We start from the raw sequence: 21,620 nt of genomic DNA, 5'->3' as shown, positions 1-21,620 counted from the left end.
CGCCGACAGCGCGCGACCGGGTGGCCGCCGGTGCGTCACGTGGCTGGCGGCGGGCCGGGCAGAGGGTGGGTGTAGGCTCCGCGCTCGTGCTGCTCAGCCCGCATGAACAGGAACGCCTGCTCATCCACGTGGCCGCCGGCCTGGCCCGGGAGCGCCGAGCACGGGGCCTGCGCCTCAACTATCCCGAAGCCACGGCCCTGATCACCTCCTACCTGCTGGAAGGTGCACGGGACGGCCGAACCGTCGCCGATCTCATGGCCGCCGGGCGCACGGTTCTGAGCCGCGAGGACGTGATGGACGGCGTCCCGGAGATGCTGGCCGAGGTGCAGGTCGAGGCCACCTTCCCGGACGGCACGAAGCTGGTCACCGTCCACGAGCCGATTCCGTGATTCCCGGCGAGGTGGTGACCGCCGCCGGGTCGGTCCCGCTGAACCCGGGGCGGCCGGTCCGCACCCTGGTGGTGCGCAACACCGGTGACCGGCCCGTACAGGTCGGGTCGCACTACCACTTCGCGGCGGCGAACCCGGCTCTCGACTTCGACCGGGAGGCCGCCTGGGGGCACCGGCTGGCTGTCCCCGCGGGCACCGCGGTGCGGTTCGAGCCGGGTGCCGAGCGCGAGGTCGAGCTGGTGGCGCTGGCCGGGGCCCGGGTGGTGCCCGGCCTGCGCCCGGAGTGGGCCGGCCCGCTCGACCAGCCGGACGCAGACAGCGGTGGCACGAGGGCAGACAGCGGCGTAACGAGAACGGAGCGCCCGTGAGCGAGCTGACCCGTTTCCGTTACGCCACGTTGTACGGCCCGACCGTCGGCGACCGGGTGCGCCTGGCCGACACCGACCTGTTCATCGAGGTGACCGAGGATCTCAGCCGCGGCCCCGGCCACGCGGGGACCGGCGACGAGGCGGTGTTCGGCGGCGGCAAGGTCATCCGCGAGTCGATGGGCCAGGCCCGCGCCACCCGGGCCCAGGGCGCACCCGACGTGGTGATCACCGGGGTGATCGTCCTGGACCACTGGGGTGTGGTGAAGGCGGATGTCGGCATCCGCGACGGCCGCATCGCCGCCCTCGGCAAGGCCGGCAACCCCGACATCATGGACGGCGTCCACCCGGATCTGGTGATCGGGCCGAGTACCGAGATCATCGCCGGGAACGGGAAGATCCTCACCGCCGGCGCGGTAGACACCCATGTGCACTTCATCTGCCCGCAGCAGGTCCCCGAGGCTCTCGGCGTGGGCATCACCACCCTGATCGGCGGCGGCACCGGGCCGGCGGAGGGCACGAAGGCGACCACGGTGACCGCGTCACCGTGGAACCTGGCGCGGATGATGTCGTCGATGGACGGCTGGCCGGTCAACGTCGCCCTGCTCGGCAAGGGCAACACGGTCAGCGACGAGGCGATGTGGGAGCAGCTGCGGGCCGGCGCCGCCGGCTTCAAGCTGCACGAGGACTGGGGCACCACCCCGGCGGCCATCGACGCCTGCCTGCGCGTCGCGGACGCGGCCGGCGTCCAGGTCGCGCTGCACTCGGACACCCTCAACGAGGCCGGGTTCGTCGAGGACACGCTCGCCGCCATCGCCGGCCGGGCCATCCACGCGTACCACACCGAGGGTGCCGGCGGCGGGCACGCACCGGACATCATCACGGTCGCCTCGCGCTCCAACATCCTGCCCTCGTCGACGAACCCGACCCGCCCGCACACGGTCAACACCCTCGACGAGCACCTCGACATGCTGATGGTCTGCCACCACCTGAACCCGGCGGTGCCCGAGGACCTCGCGTTCGCCGAGAGCCGGATCCGGCCGTCCACGATCGCCGCGGAGGACGTCCTGCACGACCTGGGCGCGATCTCGATGATCGGCTCGGACTCGCAGGCGATGGGGCGCATCGGCGAGGTCGTCACCCGCACCTGGCAGACGGCACACGTCATGAAGCGCCGCCGCGGCCCGCTGCCCGGCGACGGCGCCGCCGACAACAACCGGGCCCGGCGCTACGTCGCGAAGTACACGATCTGCCCGGCGGTGGCGCACGGCCTGGACGCCGAGATCGGCTCGGTCGAGCCGGGCAAGCTCGCCGACCTGGTGCTCTACGACCCGGCGTTCTTCGGGGTGCGGCCGTCGCTGGTCATCAAGGGCGGGTTCATCACCTGGGCGGCGATGGGCGACGCGAACGCGTCGATCCCGACCCCGCAGCCGGTGCTGCCCCGGCCCATGTTCGGCGCGGCCCCCGGGCCGGCGGCGGCGGGCTCGCTGATGTTCGTCGCCCCGGCGGCGCTGGAGGACGGCCTCGACGCCCGGCTCGGCCTGGCCACGCCGATGGTCGCCACCGCCGACGTGCGGCGGCGCGGCAAGGCCGACCTGCCGGAGAACACCGCGACACCGCGCATCGAGGTCGAGCCGGACACCTTCACCGTCCGCGTCGAGGGCGAGGTGATCGAACCGGAGCCGGCCACCGAGCTCCCGATGGCGCAGCGGTACTTCCTGTTCTGAGCTCGTCGCGGACTGTTCCGATCTCCTCGCGGCCGGACGGCTCGTCCCACCGCTGTCGCGCCGGGTACGCCGGGTGGGACCAGATGCTGCCGGTAGTGGTCCCGCTCCGGCGTGTCGCTGTCCGGACGCCCCTTCTGTCGGAAATCATGGGCGTTCGCCATGGCCCGGCTCACGAGAGGCGCTCCGATGGACCCGACCATGCCCCGAAAAGCCCGGGCCCGGGCCACCGTCCCGGCCGTCGCTCCGACGACCTACGACGAGCTCCGCCAGCCGGTCGACCGGCTCTGCGACGGGATTCCCATGCTGGTCGACCTCGACCACGGCGGCGAGACGTTGGAGCGCCGGTTCCTGGACTTCGCGGCCGGCGCCGTCTACGCCCTCTCCGGGCACATCGAGCGGATCGCCCCGCACGCCTATCTGCTGGTGCCCGCCGGGGTGGAGCTGCCCGCGGAGGACATCCACCACCTGCGCGAGCGCTACCTGGCCCGCCGCGAGCTGCCCGCCCCCGGCATCAGCGTGCGGCGTTCTTGATGAACTGCCTGCGGTAGGACGACTCGTCCCCGCCGAAGAACGACCCGCGCACGTGCCGGCGCACCGCGGTGTCATCGGTCGCCCGCGCGGCCGAGTGCCACAGGTAACCGTCGTGCAGCAGGAGGTCCCCGCGTTCGGCGTAGAGGACGACCTCACCGGGCACCCGCTCGAACCCCAGGGGCATCTCGAACGGCGGCGCCACGTCGGTGTACCCGCCGGCGGGACGGGCGTCATCCGGGACCCGCACCCCGTTGACATTGCGGTACGGCGCCGGTGTCGCCCACAGGTGGCTGCCGGGGACGAGACGCAGAAAACCGTTCGCCGGGCTGGTGGGGTCGATGTGGACGGTGAACGCCAGGCCAGGCCAGACGTCCAGGCTGGGCATTCCCTGCCAGTCGGTGTGCCAGCCGATGCGGGTGTAGCTCGATTCGCGGCCTGGCCGGGCGTCCTGGTAGACGACGCCGGTCTTGTCCTCGCCGCTGAGCCAGGCCCGGTCTCCGATGAGGCGGCGCACCACCGCGATCACTGCCGGGTGGCCGGTCGTCTCCGGCACGGCGGGCGCGAGCTCCTCGATGTGCTCGACGTAGTTGACGAAACCGCCGGCCCTCTCCGCGTCGTCGAGGTACCGGGTGTCGAGGTACTGGGTCGAGCCGTGGCGGGCCGGCAGCTCGCCTCCGAGGACCCCCGCCTGGGCGGCCGCGCACTCCCGCTCCAGCCGGCCGACCAGGTCCTCCCCGAGCAGGTCGCGGAGGACCACGAAGCCGTACCGCCGGTAGAACGCCTCGATCTCGTCGAGGTCCATGGCCACGCCGGCGGCGGAGCCGGAGCCGGGGCCGGAGCCGGGGCCGGCACCCGGCCGGAACACCCCCGGTTCGGCGAACGGTGTGACCACGGACAATGCCATCTCTGCCTCCAGCAGTGCCTCGGCGCCCGGTCTCATGGCGCCCCGCACAGCCTAGAAAAGCAGTGTTACACCGGGCCGCGCCGCACGACGCAGTACTCCCCGCTCACGATCAGCGGCGGGACCCAGCCCGCCGGCCTGGGAGACCACCCGGAATCGCGCACGGTAAACCGCCTTCTACTCGGACCGGCAACGCGCGTCGACAGTGCCACAGCCGGATGCCGACCGTTTCCGCCCTGTCGCTGATGCGACCGGGGCCGCACCCCGGCGGGGGCAGGGCCCGTCCTCGGCGGGACCCGGGCGGTGGGAAAGGATGGGCGGATGGATGCGGTAGAGACGCCAGGTCACGTGGAAGCTCGAGCCGCGTTGTTGCTCCTGGCAGACGGCCGACTGCCCGCCGGCGGGCACGCGCACTCCGGTGGGGTGGAGGCGGCGGTCGTCAGTGGTGCCATCACCGGGCTGGACAGTCTGGCCGAGTTCCTGCGCGGCCGGCTGGCGACCGCGGGGCTGCTCGCCGCCGCCTTCGCGGCCGCCGTCTGCCGGGTGGTGCGCGCGACCGCCGCGGACGCCGACCAGGCGACCCGGCTGCCGGATGTCCTCGCGGTGTTCGACGCGGAGGTCGACGCCCGCACGCCCTCCCCGGCCCAGCGGGACGCGAGCCGGGCGCAGGGCCGGGCGCTGATGCGGGTGGCACGGGTGGCCTGGCCGGTGCCGCCCTCGGCGCCGGCCGCTCCGCACCACTGCGTGGCACTCGGCGTGGTGGCCGCCGCCGCCGGGCTCGAACCGCGCGACGGCGCTCTCGCGGCCGCGCACGCCTCGGTGAACGGTCCCGCGGCTGCCGCCGTCCGGCTGCTCGGTCTCGACCCGCTGGCGGTCACCGGTGTGCTGGCCGAGATCGCGGCCGCGGTGGACCGCACCGCCGCCGCGGCGGACGCCGCGGCGCTCGGCCCTGCCGCCGACCTTCCCGCCGGCAGCGCGCCGCATCTGGACCTGCTCGCCGAACGGCACCGTACGGCCCAGGTCCGCATGTTCACCTCCTGACGGGATCACAGTGCGGCCGTCGACCCACCCGGCAGGCCGGCAGGAGGCGGACATGTCGGTGCCCGGAGTTACGCTCACCGCGGCGGGCGGAGATGGGGAGCAGGCGGAGATGGGGAGCAGGCGGAGACAGGGAGCGATCAGTGCACATTGATCACGATCAGGTCCACCTGGGCGGTGGCCCGGCACTGAACGGGGCCCTGGCCGGCGGTGGCGGTGCGATGGCCTCGGGCGGAGAGGGCCCGGCGGGGGCTCCTCGCTGGCAGAGCCCCCCGGGCCGGCCGGCCGCGGGGGCGCCGGCCGGCCGCGCGCTGCGCGTCGGCGTCGGCGGGCCGGTCGGCAGCGGCAAGACCGCCCTGGTCGCCGCGCTGTGCCGCGCCCTGGCCGGGCGGATCAGGCTCGCCGTCGTGACAAACGACATCTACACGACCGAGGATGCCGACTTCCTGCGCGCCGCCGGGGTCCTCGACCCGGCCCGGATCCGTGCCGTCGAGACGGGATGCTGCCCGCACACCGCGATCCGGGACGACATCACCGCCAACCTCGACGCCGTCGAGGACCTTGAGGCCGAGCTGGGGCGGCTCGACCTCGTCCTGGTCGAGAGCGGCGGCGACAACCTCACGGCGACCTTCAGCTACGGCCTGGTCGACCGGCAGATCTTCGTCATCGACGTGGCAGGGGGTGACAAGGTCCCCCGCAAGGGCGGGCCCGGCGTCGCCAGCAGCGATCTGCTGGTCGTCAACAAGACCGACCTCGCGCCGATGGTCGGCGCCGACCTGGGTGTGATGGCACGAGACGCCGCCGCCATGCGGGGCGGCCAGGCGGGGCGGCCGGTCCTGTTCACCGACCTGCGCTCCGAGGGCGGCGCGGCGGCGGTGGTCGACTGGGTCCTCGCCCAGCTGCCCGCACCGGTCAGTCCAGCCGGTCCGGTCTGATCGGCAGCCTCTCCGCGATGGTTCCGGGTCCTCCCCCGCACGCCCATGACGCCAGCGCCCGGCCATCCGGCAGCTCCGCACGACCGACAGACACGGCTCCGCCCCCAGCGCCACCCGCGGGCCCGGCACCGGCACGCGCCTCGGTGCGGGCGCGGGCGCGACTGCGGGTCGGGCTGGACAGTGGCGGCACCGCGCGGGTCACCGAGCTCCGCTCGGCCACCCCGGTCCTGATCAGGCGCACCGGCGGGTCCGGGAACGTCGTGGAGATCCACCTCGTCGGCGGCGCCGGCGGCCCGCTGGCCGGGGATGATCTGGGCCTCGACATCGCTGTGGGCGCGGGCGCCGTCCTCGTGGTGGGCTCGGTCGCGGCGACCGTGGCGCTGCCCGGGCGGGGCGCCGGGCCGTCCACCTTCACCGTGCGGGCCGAGGTCGGGGCAGGCGGCGAGCTGGCCTTCCTGCCGGAGCCCACGATCGTCGCCCGCGGCGCCCGGCACCGCCTGATCTCACGGATCACGCTCGCGGCGGGTGCACGGCTGCGCTACCGCGAGGAGATCCTGCTGGGCCGCTTCGGCGAGCCGGGCGGCAACCTGACGACCTCCCTCCACGTGGATGTGGACGTCCCTGCCGACGCGACCGGGCCCGGTCGGCGGCGGGCGTTGCTGCGCCAGGAGCTCCGGCTGGGCCCGGAGGTCCCCGGCGTGCACGGCCCGGCGGTGCTCGCCGGTGCCCGCGCGGTCGGGTCAGTCCTCCTCGCCGGTCCGCTGACCGGCCTCGATGCGCTCGCCAGCCCGGTAGGGAACGGTGTCGCCCTCATGCCGCTGAGCGGGCCGGGCGTCCTCGTGTCCGCGCTGGCGGACGACGGTCTCACCCTGCGCCGACGGCTCGACGCCCTGACCGGAGCGTTGTCCTTCGGCCACTGAACGCCGGCCCTCGGGAGCCGCGTAGGTCCGGCCCTTCCAGGCCGCGCCGCGGCCGGCCCGGTGCCGGCGGGCGGAGTCCATCGTCATGGCCAGGTAGAGCGCGGCGGTGAACGGCAGCGTCAGCGCGACCCCGACCGGCTGGCGGTAGTACCGCAGCATCGGCGTGAAGGTACTGATCATGATCGACCAGGCGAGAAGGCCGGCGGCGGCCACCGCGACGTTGCCGGTGCCGACCCCGGCGACAGTCGCCACCACGGGCGCCACGAAGACCACACCGAGGCCGAGCACGGTGCCGGCCAGGAGCAGCGGCGACCAGAACAACTGCGCGTAGGCGGTCCGCGCGACCATGTCCCACAGGTCCGCCAGGCGCGGGTAGGGCCGGCAGCTGGCGACGTGGTCGGCGAGACCGAGCCACGTTCGGCCGCCGGACTTCTTGACGATCCGGGCCAGCGCCACGTCGTCGATCACCGCGGCCCGGATCGCGTCGATCCCCCCCGCCGAGGCCAGTACCTGCCGGCGCACGAGCGAGCACCCGCCGGCAGCGGCCGCCACCCGGGACCGCGGACTGTTCGACCACCGGAACGGATAGAGCATCGCAAAGAAATAGACGAAGGCCGGCACGATGAGCCGCTCCCAGCCGGTGCTGACCCGCAGCCGGGCCATCTGGGAGACCAGATCCAGCCGGTGCCCGGTGGCGGATGAGACCAGCGCCCGCACCGAGCCCGGCTCGTGCGCGATGTCGGCATCGGTGAGCAGCAGGAAGTCCGCCGGACCCGCCGCGGCGATGCCGTGGCGCAGTGCCCAGAGCTTGCCCGTCCAGCCGGCGGGCGGCGCGCTGGAGCCGATGACCGTCAACGGCACGGCCTGCCCCGGCCGGGCCGCCGCGGCCCGGGCTGCCAGCTTCCGGGCCAGATCGCCTGTCCCGTCGGTGCTGGAGTCGTCCACCAGGACGACGCTCAGCGAGCCGGGGTAGTCCTGGGCGAGCAGCGAGGGCAGCGTCACCGGCAGCACCTCGGCCTCGTCCCGGGCGGGGACCACCGCGACGACGGAAGGCCACCGTGCCGGCGGCCGCGACCCGTCGACGCGGGGCAGCCGTTGGTCCGTCCGCCAGAAGAAACCTCGGAACAGCGCCAGAAAGATCCACGACGCGAGCGAGATCAGCCCGATCACCAGCAGTGGGAGCACGCCAGGGAGGATGCCACAGGCGCACCCCCCGCGGGCCCGCGAAAGCCGATCGCGGCCTACCCGTCCGGGCTGGTGCCCACCTGCCCCGACCAGCCCCTGGACGCCGGTTCCCCGCCCCGCCGCACGCCGCCCCCGGCCCGGCCCGGCAGGCCTCGTCCCGCCCGGGGCGGGTTGTGGGAGCCCAACGTCACACCCGTCCGGCGGTGATTTTCGCTCAGCAATCTCGCCAAGCAGGGCCCTCTATGACTAAAATTTAGTTGTAACAACCAACCAAAGGCCTTCGACCGAGGGAGGCTTCCCACGTCGACCCCGACGACGCCGCCGTCCGATCCGACCGGCGGCCACGCATCCGGCAGCACCGCCCGCGCCCCGTCTGCGCCCCAGCCCCCGTCTGCACCCCAGCCCCCGTCTGCACCCCAGCCCCCGTCGGCGTCACGCACGTCGACGTCACGCACGTCGGCGTCCGAGGAGCAGCGTCAGCGCCTCGCCAGCCCCGCCGGCCTGACCAGGCGGGAGACCGGGCTGGCGCTCACCGGCCTGCTGCTCGCCCTGTTCGTCTCGATGATCTCCTCCACGGTGGTCACGAACGCACTACCGAAGATCATTTCTGATCTGCACGGCAGCTCCACCAGCTACACCTGGATGGTCACCGCGACGCTGCTCGCGATGACCGCGACCACCCCGATCTGGGGCAAGCTCGCGGACCTGTTCAACCGCAAGGTGCTGGTCCAGACCGCCCTCGGGATCTATGTCGTCGGCTCCGCGCTCGCCGGCCTCGCGACGTCCACGGGCATGCTCATCGCCTTCCGCGTGGTGCAGGGCATCGGTGTCGGCGGGCTGTCCGCGCTGGTTCAGATCGCGATGGCCGCGATGATCGCGCCCCGCGAGCGCGGGCGCTACAACGGCTACCTCGGTGCGACGTTCGCCGTCGCCACGGTCAGCGGCCCACTGATCGGCGGCGTGATCGTCGACATCCCCGGCCTGGGCTGGCGTGCCTGCTTCTACCTCGGCCTGCCGATCGCCCTGGTCGCCTTCGTGGTGCTCCAGCGCACCCTGCGGCTGCCGGTCGTGCGCCGTGAGGTCTCCATCGACTACCTCGGCGCGACCCTGATCGCCGCCGGGGTGAGCTGCGTGCTCATCTGGACGTCCCTGGCGGGCGACAGCTTCGGCTGGATGTCGGCCGAGTCCGCGATCCTGCTCGGGAGCGGGCTGGCCGTGCTCGGCATCGCGGTCGCCGTCGAGGCGCGGGCCCGTGAGCCGATCGTGCCGCTCCGGCTGTTCCGCAACCGCACCATTGTTCTGACGATCATCGCCAGCGCCTGCGTCGGCACCGTCATGTTCAGCACGAACCTGTTGTTCAGCCAGTACTACCAGCTGGGACGGGGCGAGAGCCCGACACTGTCCGGAGTGCTCACGATCCCGATGGTGACCGGTCTGGCGATCGCCTCGATGGTCTCGGGTCGGATCATCTCGCGGACCGGCCGGTGGAAGCACATCCTGATTCTGGGCACGATTCTGATCGGCACCGGGCTGGGCCTGCTCAGCACGGTCACCGACCGCACCAGCCTGGTCGCCGTGTCGCTGTTCGCCTGCGTGCTGGGCGCCGGGCTGGGCACCACCCAGCAGAACCTCGTCCTCGCCGCCCAGAACTCGGCCTCCGCCGACGATCTGGGTACGGCCAGCTCCACCGTCGCGTTCTTCCGCAGCCTCGGCGGCTCGGCCGGTGTCGCCGCCCTCGGCGCGCTGCTCGCCCACCGCGTGAGCGGGGCGACAGTCACCGGGCTCAGCGCCGGTGGGCTGCCGGCCGACACCCTCGGGGACGGACGCTCCGTACCCGATCCGTCAACGCTGCCCGGCCCGGTGGCCGAAGTCGTGCACCACGCCTACGGGATGGGGGTGGCCGACGTCTTCCTCACCAGCGTGCCGCTCGCCCTGTTCGCGCTCCTCGCGATCCTGTTCGTTCCGGAGATCCCGCTGAAGACGGCGGCGGGGGTCACGGCCTCCGAACGTGTAATGACGAAACAGCCCGCCCCCGCCCGGACCAGGGACGATCTCGACGAGAACGTGGAACTGACCGCGTGGCGGACGACCGCCGGTGCGTCAGCCGAACCTGCACCATAATCAAGGGGTGACACGCAGCCGTCGGCCCGAACAGACGGCCGATACCCGTCAGGTACTGCTGGCCGCGGCACGGCGCAGGTTCGCCGAACAGGGCTATGCCGCCACCGGCACCGAAGAGATCGTCGCGGACGCGCGGGTCACCCGAGGAGCGCTGTACCACCACTTCCGGGACAAGGCGGACCTGTTCCGGACAGTGATGGAACAGGTCGCGATGGAGGTCGCCGAGCAGCTCGTCGCAGGTGAGCTCGCCCGCGGTGCCGAGCTGCCGAGCGACGCCTGGACGCAGCTGCGCACCGGCTTCCAGTCGCTGCTCGACATCTCCACGACCGACAGCGACTTCCAGCGCATCGTGCTCATCGACGGCCCGGCTGTCCTCGGCAACGACGCCTGGGACCAGTTGGTCGAGCAGCACGGCTACCGGCTGCTCTCGGAGTGGCTCGAGCGGGCCGCCGCCGAAGGGCGCATCGACCCGCTGCCGGTCGCTCCGCTGACCCGGCTCGTCGCCGCGCTGCTGTCCGAGGCCAGCCTCTACACCGCACGCGCGGCGGATCCTGACCGGGCCCGCACCGAAGTCGGCATCGTGCTGGACCGCCTGCTGCGAGGCCTCGGCCGCCGCGGCGGCGACCTGGCCGACCAGCCGGCGGTCAGCGCCGGTGCACCCCGCCCCTCCGACGGCGTCTGACCGGCCCGTCAGGGCCGGCCAGCACCCTCCACCACATCCATCCATCGACCGACCAACCAACCGACCCGACGACCCGACGACCCAGGGACCACGGCCCCACAGCACGGGCTCTGCCCGCTGCCGTCAGGCACCCGCTCCGGCGGCGCCCGAACGGCAGCGGGCAGGGCCCCCGGACCCGTCTCCCCGGCGGCTTCCCGGAAAGCACCAGTTCCCGGAAAGCACCAACGCCGCCCCGACCCAACGGGTCGGAGCGGCGTCAGTGGTGGTGCGGGTGGAACTCGGCAGGCCGTGGAACTCGGCAGGCCGAAGACCTCAGCGAGCTGAGGGCCTCAGGAGGCTCAGGCGCCCATCCGGGCGGCCCGGATCGACTCCTTCAGCGAGCCCATGGTGGCCAGCACGGCAGAGGTCTCGTACCCGCAGTGCGCCATGCAGTTGGCGCAGCGCGGGTCCTTGCCCCGGCCGTAGGAGTCCCAGTCGGTCGTCTCGACGAGCTCCTTGTAGGACGTCACGTAACCGTCCGACATGAGGTAGCAGGGCTTCTGCCAGCCGAACAGCGAGTAGCTGGGGATGCCCCACGCGGTGCAGGACAGTTCCTTCTTGCCCTCGAGGAAGTCCAGGAAGACCGGCGAGTGGTTCAGACGCCACCGCTTGCGCCGGCCGTCACCGAAGACCTTGGCGAACATCTGCCGGGTCTCCTCGACCGCCAGGAAGTGCTCCTGGTCAGGAGCCTTCTCGTAGGCGTAGCCCGGCGAGAGCTGGATCTGGTCGACCTTGAGGTCGTCGTTCAGGAAGTTGATGACGTCGATGACGTCCTGCGGACTGTCGTTGTTGAAGAAGGTCGAGTTGCTGCCGACCTGGAAGCCGGCCGCCTTCGCGGCCCGGAAGGCCTCGATGCACTCGTCGAAGGTGCCAGGCTTCTCGACGATCGCGTCGTGACGCTCCTTCAGGCCGTCGATGTGCAGCACGAAGGTGAAGTAGGGCGAAGGCGTGAAGTTCTTCAGCTTCTTACGGAGCAGGAGCCCGTTGGTGCAGAGGATGACGAACTTCTTGCGCTTCACGAGCGCGTTGACGATGTCGTGGATCTGCGGGTGCATCAGAGGCTCGCCACCGGCGATGGCGACGACCGGGGCACCGCACTCCTCGACAGCGGCAAGTGCGTCCTCGACGCTCATGCGCTGCTTCAGGACGGATGCGGGGTGCTGGATCTTGCCGCAACCCGTGCAGGACAGGTTGCAGGCGAACAGTGGTTCGAGCTCCAGAACGAGCGGGAAGTGCTTCCGGCGGAGCAGCTTCTGCTTCGCCAGATACGTTCCAACGCGGAGTGAGTACCGCCAGGCGACAGCCACGGCTCACGCCCCCCTTTCATCGGCCGCTTCACGGGGCGACCCAGGTCTATGGAACGACCATACAGTGTGTACGTACAGGCTGCATGTCGATCAGAGAATGAGTCCTGGCACACATCGCGGTCAAAAGCTGCCGCAGCCACGCGGGACCACTGCGTCAATGCTGTGGGTGCCCCACGGGCCCGTCTCCGGAGAACCCGGGACGGCGAGCACGTTACCGGCGGTAGCCATGATCGGGCGTTCTGAATCACGTTCGTCACCCTGCGCGATTCAGGGCCGGGCGGGCACGGAACCACCGACCGGGCAGCTGACATATTCGCGACAGCGGCCCGGCCCGGCGCTTTTTCCACGAACGGGCGGGGAACACGTCGGCGGCCCGGGCTCTGCTTCGAGCCCGGGCCGCCGACGACGCGACTCAGTAGGGCCACAGGTGGCACCGGTGCAGGGGACGCGCGGGACGAGAACGCCCGCGCGCCGCCTCACTTCCGTTCTGACAACGGCCGGCGGACTTCCTTCGGCAGGTGGAAGGAGATGGACTCCGTCCCCACCGAACGGACCGCCACCGACGCCGAGCCGAGCCCCGACAGCGCCGTCGTGAGCTCCTCGACGAGCAGGGGCGGGGCCGACGCACCCGCGGAGATACCGATCGTCCGCGCGTTCCGGAGCCACTCGAGCTGGACGTCGCTGACACTCTCCACGAGGTAGGCCGCGGCCCCCTCGCGTTCGCTGACCTCCACCAGTCGGCGCGAGTTCGAGCTGTTCCCCGAGCCGACGACGAGGACGAGATCGGCCTCGGCCGCGACCCGGCGCACCGCGTTCTGCCGGTTGGAGGTGGCATAGCAGATGTCGGCCGAGCCCGGGCCGACGACGGCCGGGAAGCGGTCGCGCAGCGCGTCCACCACCTCTTCCGCCTCGTCCACGGCCAGCGTCGTCTGCATGAGGTAGGTGATCCGGTCGGGGTCGCTGACCGCGAGGTCCTTGACCGCCTCGGGCGACTCGACCAGCTGGATCTGGCCGGGGGCCTCACCGAGAGTGCCCTCGACCTCCTCGTGGCCGGAGTGGCCGATGAGCAGCACCGTGTCACCCCGCGCGGTGAAGCGCCGGGCCTCGGCGTGCACCTTCTCCACCAGCGGGCAGGTGGCGTCGATGACGTCCAGCCCGCGGCCGCCGGCCTGGTCCCAGACCGAGGGGGCCACGCCGTGCGCGGAGAAGACCACGGTCGCGCCGGGCGGGACCTCGTCCAGCTCCTCGACGAAGACCGCGCCGCGGCTCGCCAGGTCGGCGACGACGTGGGTGTTATGCACGATCTGCTTGCGCACGTAGACCGGCGCGCCGTGGATCTCCAGCGCGCGCTCCACCACCTCGATGGCCCGCTCGACCCCGGCGCAGAACGCGCGGGGCTCGGCGAGCAGCAGGCGACGGTTGCTCACCGTCTCCACCCAGGTGCGGAGGGCCGGGCCAAGTGTGCTGATCGTGCGCAGGCTGGTGACGCCGCGCCGAATCAGATCCAGCCGCCCGAGCGGCTCCTCGGAGGTGTCCACGATGACCCGGACGGCGGCCAGCGGCCGGTTGCCCGCCCCGGGCGCGAGTGCGGCGGACTCCATGTCCACCGCGATGGCGCCGGTGGCGGCCAGTTCGGCCCGGGCGGCGCCGTGGGCGACCTTGGCGACGGAGACCATCGGGCCGACGTGCACCCGCAGGCCGGCCCGCCGCAGCTCACCGGCGAGCAGCGGGGCGGTCGGGCAGGTGGTGACCACCGTGCCGTCGGCCAGCCGCAGCTCGCTGGCGACGACGATGTCGCCGGGTCGGGTCTCGGGCGACAGCCCGCCCGCGAGGCCGACGATCGCCAGCGCGTCCGGCCGCGCCTCCCGCACCGCCCGGTTCGCCCGGTGGGCCCGGTCGGGGCCCATCCCGGTGCGCACGAACACGGTGCCGGGCGGCAGGTCCGCGCGGCCGATCGCGAAGGCCTCGAGACGCAGCGCCGCCGCGACCACGAGCCGCGGGGTGCGAGGCGCCGGCTGGACCGACGAGCCCCTGGTACCGGTCAGACCGGCCAGACCGGTCACCGCGGCCGGCCGGGCGTCGGCGTCCGCCACCTGGACCGGGACAGCGCCCGGTCGGGTGGCACCGCCGGCCCAGCGGGCCAGCGCCAGCGGCGAGGCGCTGCCGGCGCGTGACGGCCCACCGGCCGGCGGGACTGCGCCGGCCTGCTCGGGGATCGAGGCGCGCGGGCCCGTGCCGACGGCGGCTGTACCCGCCGCCGGGCCGGTGGCCGTCGCACCGTCGCGCGGCGCGGAGGAGGACGGGCCACCGTGCTCGGTGGCTCCTCCGTTGTCTGCTGCCGGAATGCTCATCGGACCGACCTGCCGGTGAGGCTCGCATACCGACCGAGGGCCGTCACCGGGAAGACCAGCCGGTACAGGTGATAGTTGATGGAGAAGTCCCATGGGAAGCCGGTTCCGGTGAACTGGGGCTCGTCCCAGGTGCCGTCCGGCCGCTGCGTGTCACACAGCCACCGCACGCCGCGTTCGATCGACTCCCACTCAATGCTCCCCCGCTCCGGTTCGGCGGCCAGCAGCGCCAGCAGCGCCCAGGCTGTCTGCGAGGCGGTCGGCTCACCGCGGCCGATCCAGGCGTCGTCGCGGTAGGAGCGCAGGTCCTCGCCCCAGCCGCCATCCGCCGTCTGGTGTTCGACCAGCCAGTGCAGGGCGGAGAGGATCGCCGGATGCCGGGCGCTGACCCCCGCGGAGATCAGTGCGGGCACCACCGCGCCCGTCCCGTACACGTGGTTGACACCCCAGCGGCCGAACCACGAGCCGCCCGCCTCCTGGTTGTCCAGCAGCCACCGGACCGCCCGCTGGGTGATCGGGTGATCCGACCGCCCGAGCAGCGCCAGCATCTCGACCATGTGCGCGGTGACGTCCGCCGACGGCGGGTCCACCACCTCGCCGAAGTCACAGAACGGGATCTTCGTGACCAGGGTGCGGACGTTGTCGGCGTCGAAGGCGCCCCAGGCGCCACTGGACGAGCGCATCCCGACCGACCAGTCGACGCCCCGTTCCGCCGCGGCGCGCAGCTGGCGCGCGAGCTCCGGGTTCGCCGCGGCGATCGTGCCCGCGCCGCCGGCCGACGACACGGCTGCCGCCGCAGCGGCCACCGCCGAGCCGGGGCCGGAGCCGTCGGAGTGGTCCACCGGGCCGTGCCCGTCACCGAGCAGGCGGTGGATGGCGATGACCACCTCGGCGGTGTCGTCGACGTCCGGGTAGAAGTCGTTGTCGAACTCGAACGCCCAGCCGCCCGGCGCCAGGGTGGGGCGGCGCACCGCCCAGTCACCGGCGACCCGGACCTCCTCGTCGGCGAGCCACTGACCGGCCCGGACCATCGCCGGGTGATCGCCGCCCAGGCCCGCGTCCGACAGCGCGACGACCGCGAGCGCGGTGTCCCACACCGGCGACTGGCAGGCCTCGATCCGGCGCACCATCCCGTCCGGTGTCTGCTCTCGGATCGTGAACCGGTCGAGGGCGCGGAACGCCTGCGAGATCACCGGATGGTTGAGCGGGTAGCCCATGAGGTGCAGAGCCATGATCGAGTAGACCATCGGCGGCTGGATGCCGCCCCAGCAGCCGTCCGCCTCCTGCCGGGCGATCACCCACTCGGCGGCGCGGCGCAGCGCGAGCCGGCGCAGCGGCTGGAACGGGCGCTTCTCGTAGCGGTGCAGCACCGTGTCGAGCCGCTCGAACGCGCCGGCCCAGCTGCGCAGCGGGGACTTCTGCGGCTTCGGCGCGGGAACCCGCAGCTCGTCCAGGGTGAAGCCGAACGAGCGGACCGGCCGCAGCGAGCCGACGATCGTCAGCGCCACCACGGTCTGGCGGGCCCAGCAGGCGAAGTCGTAGATGTTCAGCGGGAACCACGGCGGCAGGAACGACAGCTCCGCGGGCAGGACCGGGACGTCCTCCCAGGACCACTCGCCGAACAGCGCCAGCCAGATCCGGGTGAAGACCCGGGAGGCTGCGATCCCGCCCGAGGACCGCACCAGCTCCGCGGCGGACCGCATGTGCGGGGCCTGCCGATCGTCACCGGCGAGCCGGAGCGCGATGTAGGCCTCGATGGTCGTCGAGATGTCGGACGGGCCGCCGTAGAACGTCGCCCAGCCGCCGTCGGACTGCTGCTGGGAGCGGATCCACCGGCCGGTCTGGGCCGCCGTCTCCGGCGAGAGGATGCCGAGGAACTGCCGGAGCATGAGATCCTCGGCGTCCATCGTGACGTTGGTCTCCAGCTCCCCCTTCCACCAGCCGTCCTCGGCCTGCAGGGCGAGCAGGTGGTCACGCCCACGCCACAGGGTGTCCACCACCGGATCGGCGTGGGTCACAGCCGGCTGTGCCACCGGTGCGGACTGCGCGGGGGTCGTGGTCGCCGTGGCGGACGCCGAATGCGCATGCGGGTGTGGCTGCGCAGGCGGGTGTGGCTGCTGGTGTGGCTGTGGCTGTGGCTGCGGTACGCCGGTCAGCACTGCGGCGCCGGCCTCGAACGCTGTGCTGCCCTCGACCGGTGCCGCCCCCGACGGGGCCGGAACCTGCGGGCTCGGATGCGCGGCCGTCGGGGCAGCCGAGGACTGGTCCGAAGTCAGGCTCATCGACGACTCCCCTCGTCATACAGATGCAGGTTCAGGTCGTGCTGATGACCGCCGGGAGGCCGGCGGGCGGGTACTGCCACCTCGCTCCCCCTCAGCGATCTCGTTCGGTCACGAACCGCGCCATCGCCAGCAGCTCCGCCTCGGCCGACGCGGGGATCGAGATCGACCGCAGCGCGTTCTCGCACGCCTTGAGCTGCCGGTCCGCCTCGGCCGTGGTCCAGTCGCGTCCGCCGGCCCGCTCGACCAGCGCGGCGATGTGCGTCAGCTCGGCCTCGGACGCCTCGCCCTCGGCGGTGAGGAAGGCCCGCAGCTCGTCGGCGTCGCTGCCGCCGGCCTCGAGGGCCACGACCACCGGCACCGACTTCTTGCGGGAACGCAGGTCGTTGAGCACGGGCTTCCCGGTGACCGCCGGATCGCCCCAGATACCCAGAAGATCGTCGATGAGCTGGAAGGCGGTGCCGAGCCGGGAGCCGTACTCGGCGAGCCCGTCCACGACCGCGTCGGGGGCGCCGGCGAGGACCGCGCCGAGAGAGGCGGAGCAGGCCAGCAGCGCGCCGGTCTTGCCGTCCTCCATGTGCAGGGTCTCCGCGACCGAGACGTCCGAGCGGCTCTCGAACAGCAGGTCCTCCGCCTGGCCGCGGACGAGGTCCTGGACGCCGGCGCCGAGGATCACCGCGGCGCGGCGGCCCGGCTCGCCCTCGACCTCGAGCAGGACCTGGGTGGCAAGGCCCAGCAGCGCGTCGCCGGCGAGGATGGCGCCGTCGGCCCCGAACACGGTCCAGGCGGTCGCCCGGTGGCGGCGCTCGGTGTCGCCGTCCATCAGGTCGTCGTGCAGCAGTGAGAAGTCGTGCACCAGCTCGACGGCGACGGCGGCGGGCAGCCCGACCTCGGCCGGGGCGCCGGCGGCCTGCGCCGACAGCAGGGCGAGCGCGGGCCGGACGAGCTTGCCGCCGCTACCGGAGAGGGGCTCACCCGCCGCGTCAACCCAGCCGCGGTGGTAGGCGACGACATGGCGCAGCCGGGGGTGGAGCCGGTCCACCGTGGCGCGCAAGGCGGGCACCGTCAGGTCGCGCCCGCGCTCGATCGCTTCCGGAACCGTTGTGGTCATACCGGGAATCCCCCCGTGGACTTGGACGTCTCTGTCTGGGTGGTCACTGTCTGGGCCGACACTGGCCGCGCCGCCGCCGGCTGGCCCGCCGGTGGCTGGGCCGGTGCTGGCTCACCCGCCGGCGGCTGGCTCGGTGCTGGCTGGCTCGGTGCTGGCTGGCTCGGTGCTGGCTGGCTCGCCGCCGACTGGATCGGCAGGCCGCCCAGCGACTCTCCGAGCTTCCCAGGCGGACCGCCATCAGTCGTTGACAGCGTGCTCCCGGATACCCCCATGGTGGCGAGCGTCTCACGGGCAGCAGCAATCCCGCTACGCACAGCACCTTCCATGGTTGCTGGCCACCCGGTGTCCGTCCAGGTGCCGGCCAGCGCGAACCCGGGCAGACCGGTCGCCTGAACCGGCCGCAACCCGAGCGAGCCGGGCGCCTGGCGGAAGGTCGCGGTGCGCTCCCTGGTCACGAACACCTCGAGCAGCTCGGCATCCCTGGCCGCGGGGAACAACCGGCGCATCTCGTCGACGAAAAGCGCCCGCAGGCTGTTGGCGGGCTGGTCGACCCACTCCTCGGCCGCCGACTGCGACAGCGCGAGGTACTGCGCTCCGGGCGGCCCCACCTTCGCCAGCCCGGAGGAGACCGTACGGTCGAAGATCCACTGAACGGGTGAGCCCACCACGGCGAGCATCGGCACGTCCAGCACCGGCCGGTCGTAGATCATGTGCACGTTGATGATGGGTGAGACACCCAGCGCGCGCAGTTTCGCCGGGTCGATCCCGGAGCCCTCCGGCAGCAGGCCGGCGGCGGCCGGCGGCGGTACCGCGAGCACGACACCGTCGGCGGTGAGGACCTCTCCCCCGTCGAGGGTGACCTCCCAGCCGGTGGACGTCCGGACGACGGCTCTGGCCTTGGTGCCGGTCCGGACCGTGCCACCCGCGGCGGTCAGCGCCCGCACCGCCGCGTCACCGTGAAGCTCCTGCAACGGCGCCTCGGGCCAGCCCAGGTCACCCGCATCGGCCCCGTCCAGCAGGCCGGTGCGGACCACCTTGGCGGCCAGGCCGAGCGAGGCCTCGGACGCCGGGGCGTTGATGGTGGCGACGGTGAGCAGCTCCCACAGCGCCTCGGTGGCGGCGGCGCTCTGGCCGTGCCGCTCGAGCCAGCCGCCGAAGGAGTCGCCGTCGACGTTCGGGTCGCGCTGGTCCAGCCGACCGATCTGGAACGCGGCCAGCGCTGCCCGGAGCCGGTCGACGAGCGGCAGTGCGCGATAGCCCAGCAGTGCCGGTGCCAGGTGCAGCGGCGCGGGCAGCGGCAGCCGGGTCCGGCGCAGTCGGGTCCGGGTCAGCGAGCCCGCGATCAGGACCTCGACGTCGAGCCTCGGCTGCAGGGTGGTCAGGTGCGTCACGCCGAGGCGGGCGAGAAGGCCGCGGTAGGCGGTGCAGCACCGCATGAAGACATGCTGGCCGGTGTCGATCCACAGCGAGCCGCCCTGGAACGACCGCTGGAACGACGTCGTCTGGCCCCCGAGCCGCGGACGCGCCTCCAGCAGCACCGGCTCGGCGCCCTCGTCCGCGGCGACGAGCGCCGCGGCGATGCCCGCGAGTCCCCCGCCGATGACGACGACCCTCCCCCGGCCGCCGGCGGCGGCCACGCCGTCCCGAGTAGTTGTGTCCCCCCGTGCGCTCATGCCGCCCTGGACTCCGATCTGCCGGCGAGGCTGCGGGCGGCCACGACGGCCTTCTCCCAGCCCGGCAGCGAAAGCCGGCGCTCGAGGACCGCGGTCGGGTCGTGGCGGATGCGCCGGTTCAGACGCAGGTAGATGCCCGCCATGGCACCGCAGCAGGCGGCACTGCGCCGGTCCAGCAGGCCGAGCAGGGCCAGGCCGCGGGTATACCACTCGTCGGCGCGGGCGGCGCAGTCACGCAGGTAGTCGACGAGCGCCTCCTCCGGGCCGCCGAGGCGCCCGGCCGCGTTCACCGAAAGGACGACGCCGGCCTTCTCCAGCTCCGTCGACGGCAGGTACGTCCGCCCGTTGAGCAGGTCCTCACGGACGTCCCGCAGGATGTTCGTCTGCTGCAGCGCGACACCGAGCGCGTCGGCGATCTCGGCCGAGCGGGCGTCGCCGGCCGAGCCGTCCACCCCGAAGATGCCCAGCGAGAGCCGCCCGATCGTGCCGGCGACCAGCCGGCAGTAGCCGACCAGATCCTCGAAGGTCTCGTAGGTGGCGCCCCGGACGTCGCTCTCGCACCCGTCGGCGAGCTCGATGAACGCCTCCATCGGGATCGGGAAGCGCCGGGCCGTGTCCGCCAGCGCCACCATCACCGGGTCGGAGCTGTTCGGGTCCAGCGCACGGACGTCGGTGCGGACCTGCTCCAGGCCGGCGAGCTTCTCGTCGTCCGGGAGATCGCCGTCCCCGATGTCGTCGAGCCGGCGGGCAAGGGCGTAGACCGCGGACAGCGCGCCCCGTTTCTCCGCCGGCAGCAGCCGGATGCCGTAGCTGAAGTTCCGCGCGGCCTCCCTGGTCAGAGCCTCGCAGGAGGCGTACGCCTCGGCGACCGTCGAGCTACCCGGCACACCCGAGCTCATTTCGCACCCTCCGCGCTGTGGACGTCGGTTCCGGCAGCCGCCGCGGCGGCGCCCGTCGGGGGGATGTTCGTGGCGGCGGTGCCCGCGGCCCGGGCAGCCGCGCCGGCTCCGGGCAGCCAGGTCTGTACCAGCGCGATCGCGGCGAAGGCTGCGACCCGCGACTTGGGAGCCTTGGGCGTCCCGCCGAGCATGTCGTAGTCGGCACGCCGGATCGCGTCCAGCGCGGCCCGCCCGCCGCCGACGAAACCGGCCATCGCCAGCCGGAGCCGGCCGCCCACCAGGCCCACCAGCGGAGCTCCCTGGTCGAGCAGGGTCCGGGCCCGGGCCACCTCGAAGGCCATCAGGTGGCGGACCGCGGGCGAGGCGACCGGCGCGGCCAGGTCGGCCTCGGTCACCCCGAAGGCCTCCAGATCCTCCAGGGGCACGTAGATCCGGCCCATGGCCAGGTCCTCGGCGACGTCCTGGAAGTGCTCGGCCAGCTGCAGGGCGGTGCAGATCCGGTCGGACAGCGCGATCCGCGCCGGCGTTGCCAGCCCGAACACGCCGAGCACCATGCGCCCGATCGGGTCGGCCGACAGGGTGCAGTAATGGAGAAGATCGTCATAGGTGTCGTAGCGGGTGACCACCTGGTCCTGGCGGTTGGCCTCCACCAGCCGGCGGAACGGCTCGGCGGGCAGGTCGCAGGCCCGCACGGTCCGGGCCAGCGTCTGGTGCACGGGCAGCTTCGGCTCGCCTCCCGACCAGATCAGCTCGAGATCGGCGCCGAGCTCGCCAAGCAGGGCGAGGCGGTCACCGGGGGCCTCGTCGCCGATGTCGTCGACGAGCCGCCCGAAGACGTAGATCGCGTTCAGGTGCTCGCGGAGCCGCGCCGGGAGCAGCCGCGAGGCGACCGGGAAGTTCTCGGCGGTCGCCGCCAGCAGAACCTGCTCGGCAGGCGTGCTGAGATCGGTCACGCCGAGGGGGGCAGACGGACGCGGTGGGCCGGTTCGGGCGTCGATTGCGGTCATACGCCTCTCCTTACGTGGCGGTCTGCGCTCCGGGTGCGCGGTGCGGTGTGCGTCGTGTGCGTCGTTCGTGCCGGCCCACCGCCGTGCGTGCCGACCGCGATGTCTCCCCGACCCGCGGTCACTCCGGCCATCGTCCGGGCCCGATCACCGGAGCCGCCACCGC

17 protein-coding genes and 1 pseudogene are annotated in these 21,620 nt (G+C 73.0%); 9 read left to right on the top strand and 9 right to left on the bottom strand.

The window, feature by feature from the left end; genetic code table 11:
* Positions 1-86: 86 nt before the first annotated feature.
* From B207_RS0126380 to sepF, 4 genes are all read left to right on the top strand, one after another.
* Entirely contained in the window at positions 87-389 is a 303-nt protein-coding gene (locus B207_RS0126380; protein WP_026311474.1) for an urease subunit gamma, read from the top strand.
* Complete coding sequence (locus tag B207_RS0126375; RefSeq protein ID WP_018639675.1) at positions 386-757, top strand: urease subunit beta; 372 nt, start codon at positions 386-388, stop codon at positions 755-757. The genes B207_RS0126380 and B207_RS0126375 overlap by 4 nt, the downstream gene beginning before the upstream one ends.
* A complete protein-coding gene (locus tag B207_RS0126370) occupies positions 754-2,481 on the top strand; it encodes an urease subunit alpha (protein ID WP_018639674.1) in 1,728 nt (575 codons plus the stop codon). The genes B207_RS0126375 and B207_RS0126370 overlap by 4 nt, the downstream gene beginning before the upstream one ends.
* 198 nt (positions 2,482-2,679) lie before the next feature.
* Positions 2,680-3,012 (top strand): cell division protein SepF, encoded by a 333-nt coding sequence (gene sepF / locus B207_RS0126365; protein ID WP_230205232.1) that lies wholly within the window; start codon positions 2,680-2,682, stop codon positions 3,010-3,012.
* Here sepF and B207_RS0126360 read toward each other — a convergent pair.
* Entirely contained in the window at positions 2,993-3,916 is a 924-nt protein-coding gene (locus B207_RS0126360; protein ID WP_026311472.1) for a phytanoyl-CoA dioxygenase family protein, read from the bottom strand. The two genes, sepF and B207_RS0126360, sit on opposite strands and share 20 nt — an antisense overlap.
* A 318-nt stretch (positions 3,917-4,234) precedes the next feature.
* On the opposite strand from B207_RS0126360, the gene B207_RS0126355 reads away from it, so the two are divergent.
* The 3 genes from B207_RS0126355 (at position 4,235) to B207_RS41975 (ending at position 6,806) form a co-directional block, all read left to right on the top strand.
* Positions 4,235-4,954 carry an urease accessory protein UreF gene (locus tag B207_RS0126355; RefSeq protein WP_051102677.1) on the top strand — a complete coding sequence of 240 codons (720 nt, stop codon included), beginning with the start codon at positions 4,235-4,237 and terminating at the stop codon, positions 4,952-4,954.
* Between the two features lie 140 nt (positions 4,955-5,094).
* Positions 5,095-5,886: an urease accessory protein UreG gene (gene ureG / locus B207_RS0126350; protein WP_018639670.1), complete on the top strand. Its 792-nt coding sequence runs from the start codon at positions 5,095-5,097 to the stop codon at positions 5,884-5,886.
* 143 nt (positions 5,887-6,029) lie between these two features.
* Positions 6,030-6,806 (top strand): urease accessory protein UreD, encoded by a 777-nt coding sequence (locus tag B207_RS41975; protein WP_407671471.1) that lies wholly within the window; start codon positions 6,030-6,032, stop codon positions 6,804-6,806.
* 78 nt (positions 6,807-6,884) lie between these two features.
* Here B207_RS41975 and B207_RS0126335 read toward each other — a convergent pair.
* Positions 6,885-7,976, bottom strand: a pseudogene (locus B207_RS0126335) (glycosyltransferase); the annotation flags it as partial.
* Positions 7,977-8,552: 576 nt separating this feature from the next.
* On the opposite strand from B207_RS0126335, the gene B207_RS35760 reads away from it, so the two are divergent.
* Together B207_RS35760 and B207_RS0126325 are read left to right on the top strand one after the other, a co-directional pair.
* The gene (locus B207_RS35760; RefSeq protein WP_051102676.1) at positions 8,553-10,112 is read left to right on the top strand and encodes an MDR family MFS transporter; all 1,560 of its coding nucleotides are present in this window, start codon (positions 8,553-8,555) and stop codon (positions 10,110-10,112) included.
* A 7-nt stretch (positions 10,113-10,119) separates the two neighbouring features.
* Positions 10,120-10,794 (top strand): TetR/AcrR family transcriptional regulator, encoded by a 675-nt coding sequence (locus B207_RS0126325; protein ID WP_018639665.1) that lies wholly within the window; start codon positions 10,120-10,122, stop codon positions 10,792-10,794.
* Between the two features lie 338 nt (positions 10,795-11,132).
* Here B207_RS0126325 and hpnH read toward each other — a convergent pair whose 3' ends face one another.
* The 7 genes from hpnH to hpnC form a co-directional block, all read right to left on the bottom strand.
* Complete coding sequence (gene hpnH / locus B207_RS0126320) at positions 11,133-12,140, bottom strand: adenosyl-hopene transferase HpnH (RefSeq protein WP_018639664.1); 1,008 nt, start codon at positions 12,138-12,140, stop codon at positions 11,133-11,135.
* Between the two features lie 476 nt (positions 12,141-12,616).
* Complete coding sequence (gene ispH, locus B207_RS0126315) at positions 12,617-14,491, bottom strand: 4-hydroxy-3-methylbut-2-enyl diphosphate reductase (RefSeq protein WP_018639663.1); 1,875 nt, start codon at positions 14,489-14,491, stop codon at positions 12,617-12,619.
* Positions 14,488-16,770, bottom strand: a complete 2,283-nt coding sequence (locus B207_RS0126310; protein WP_018639662.1) for a terpene cyclase/mutase family protein — start codon at positions 16,768-16,770, stop codon at positions 14,488-14,490. Before B207_RS0126310 ends, ispH begins: the two co-directional genes overlap by 4 nt.
* 91 nt (positions 16,771-16,861) lie before the next feature.
* On the bottom strand, positions 16,862-17,878 hold the full coding sequence (locus B207_RS0126305) for a polyprenyl synthetase family protein (RefSeq protein ID WP_018639661.1): 1,017 nt from the start codon (positions 17,876-17,878) through the stop codon (positions 16,862-16,864).
* Positions 17,875-19,551, bottom strand: coding sequence for a hydroxysqualene dehydroxylase HpnE (gene hpnE / locus B207_RS0126300; RefSeq protein ID WP_026311468.1), 1,677 nt, complete (start codon positions 19,549-19,551; stop codon positions 17,875-17,877). The genes B207_RS0126305 and hpnE overlap by 4 nt, the downstream gene beginning before the upstream one ends.
* Complete coding sequence (gene hpnD, locus B207_RS0126295; RefSeq protein ID WP_018639659.1) at positions 19,548-20,450, bottom strand: presqualene diphosphate synthase HpnD; 903 nt, start codon at positions 20,448-20,450, stop codon at positions 19,548-19,550. Before hpnD ends, hpnE begins: the two co-directional genes overlap by 4 nt.
* Entirely contained in the window at positions 20,447-21,457 is a 1,011-nt protein-coding gene (gene hpnC / locus B207_RS0126290) for a squalene synthase HpnC (protein WP_018639658.1), read from the bottom strand. Before hpnC ends, hpnD begins: the two co-directional genes overlap by 4 nt.
* Between the last annotated feature and the right edge of the window lie 163 nt (positions 21,458-21,620).

The sequence above is a fragment of the Parafrankia elaeagni genome (assembly GCF_000374165.1).
GTDB lineage: Bacteria > Actinomycetota > Actinomycetes > Frankiales > Frankiaceae > Parafrankia > Parafrankia elaeagni.
The sequence above is the reverse complement of the archived record's forward strand: the minus strand, read 5'-3'. Positions and strand labels throughout refer to the sequence as shown.

Excerpts from the sequence above, each read along its gene's own strand:
- B207_RS0126305 (WP_018639661.1), bottom strand. The coding sequence starts at position 17,878 with ATGACCACAACGGTTCCGGAAGCGATCGAGCGCGGGCGCGACCTGACG.
- B207_RS35760 (WP_051102676.1), top strand. The coding sequence starts at position 8,553 with ATGATCTCCTCCACGGTGGTCACGAACGCACTACCGAAGATCATTTCT.
- B207_RS0126360 (WP_026311472.1), bottom strand. The coding sequence starts at position 3,916 with ATGGCATTGTCCGTGGTCACACCGTTCGCCGAACCGGGGGTGTTCCGG.
- B207_RS0126310 (WP_018639662.1), bottom strand. The coding sequence starts at position 16,770 with ATGAGCCTGACTTCGGACCAGTCCTCGGCTGCCCCGACGGCCGCGCAT.
- hpnD (WP_018639659.1), bottom strand. The coding sequence starts at position 20,450 with ATGAGCTCGGGTGTGCCGGGTAGCTCGACGGTCGCCGAGGCGTACGCC.
- ispH (WP_018639663.1), bottom strand. The coding sequence starts at position 14,491 with ATGAGCATTCCGGCAGCAGACAACGGAGGAGCCACCGAGCACGGTGGC.
- hpnC (WP_018639658.1), bottom strand. The coding sequence starts at position 21,457 with ATGACCGCAATCGACGCCCGAACCGGCCCACCGCGTCCGTCTGCCCCC.
- hpnE (WP_026311468.1), bottom strand. The coding sequence starts at position 19,551 with ATGAGCGCACGGGGGGACACAACTACTCGGGACGGCGTGGCCGCCGCC.
- sepF (WP_230205232.1), top strand. The coding sequence starts at position 2,680 with ATGCCCCGAAAAGCCCGGGCCCGGGCCACCGTCCCGGCCGTCGCTCCG.
- B207_RS0126355 (WP_051102677.1), top strand. The coding sequence starts at position 4,235 with ATGGATGCGGTAGAGACGCCAGGTCACGTGGAAGCTCGAGCCGCGTTG.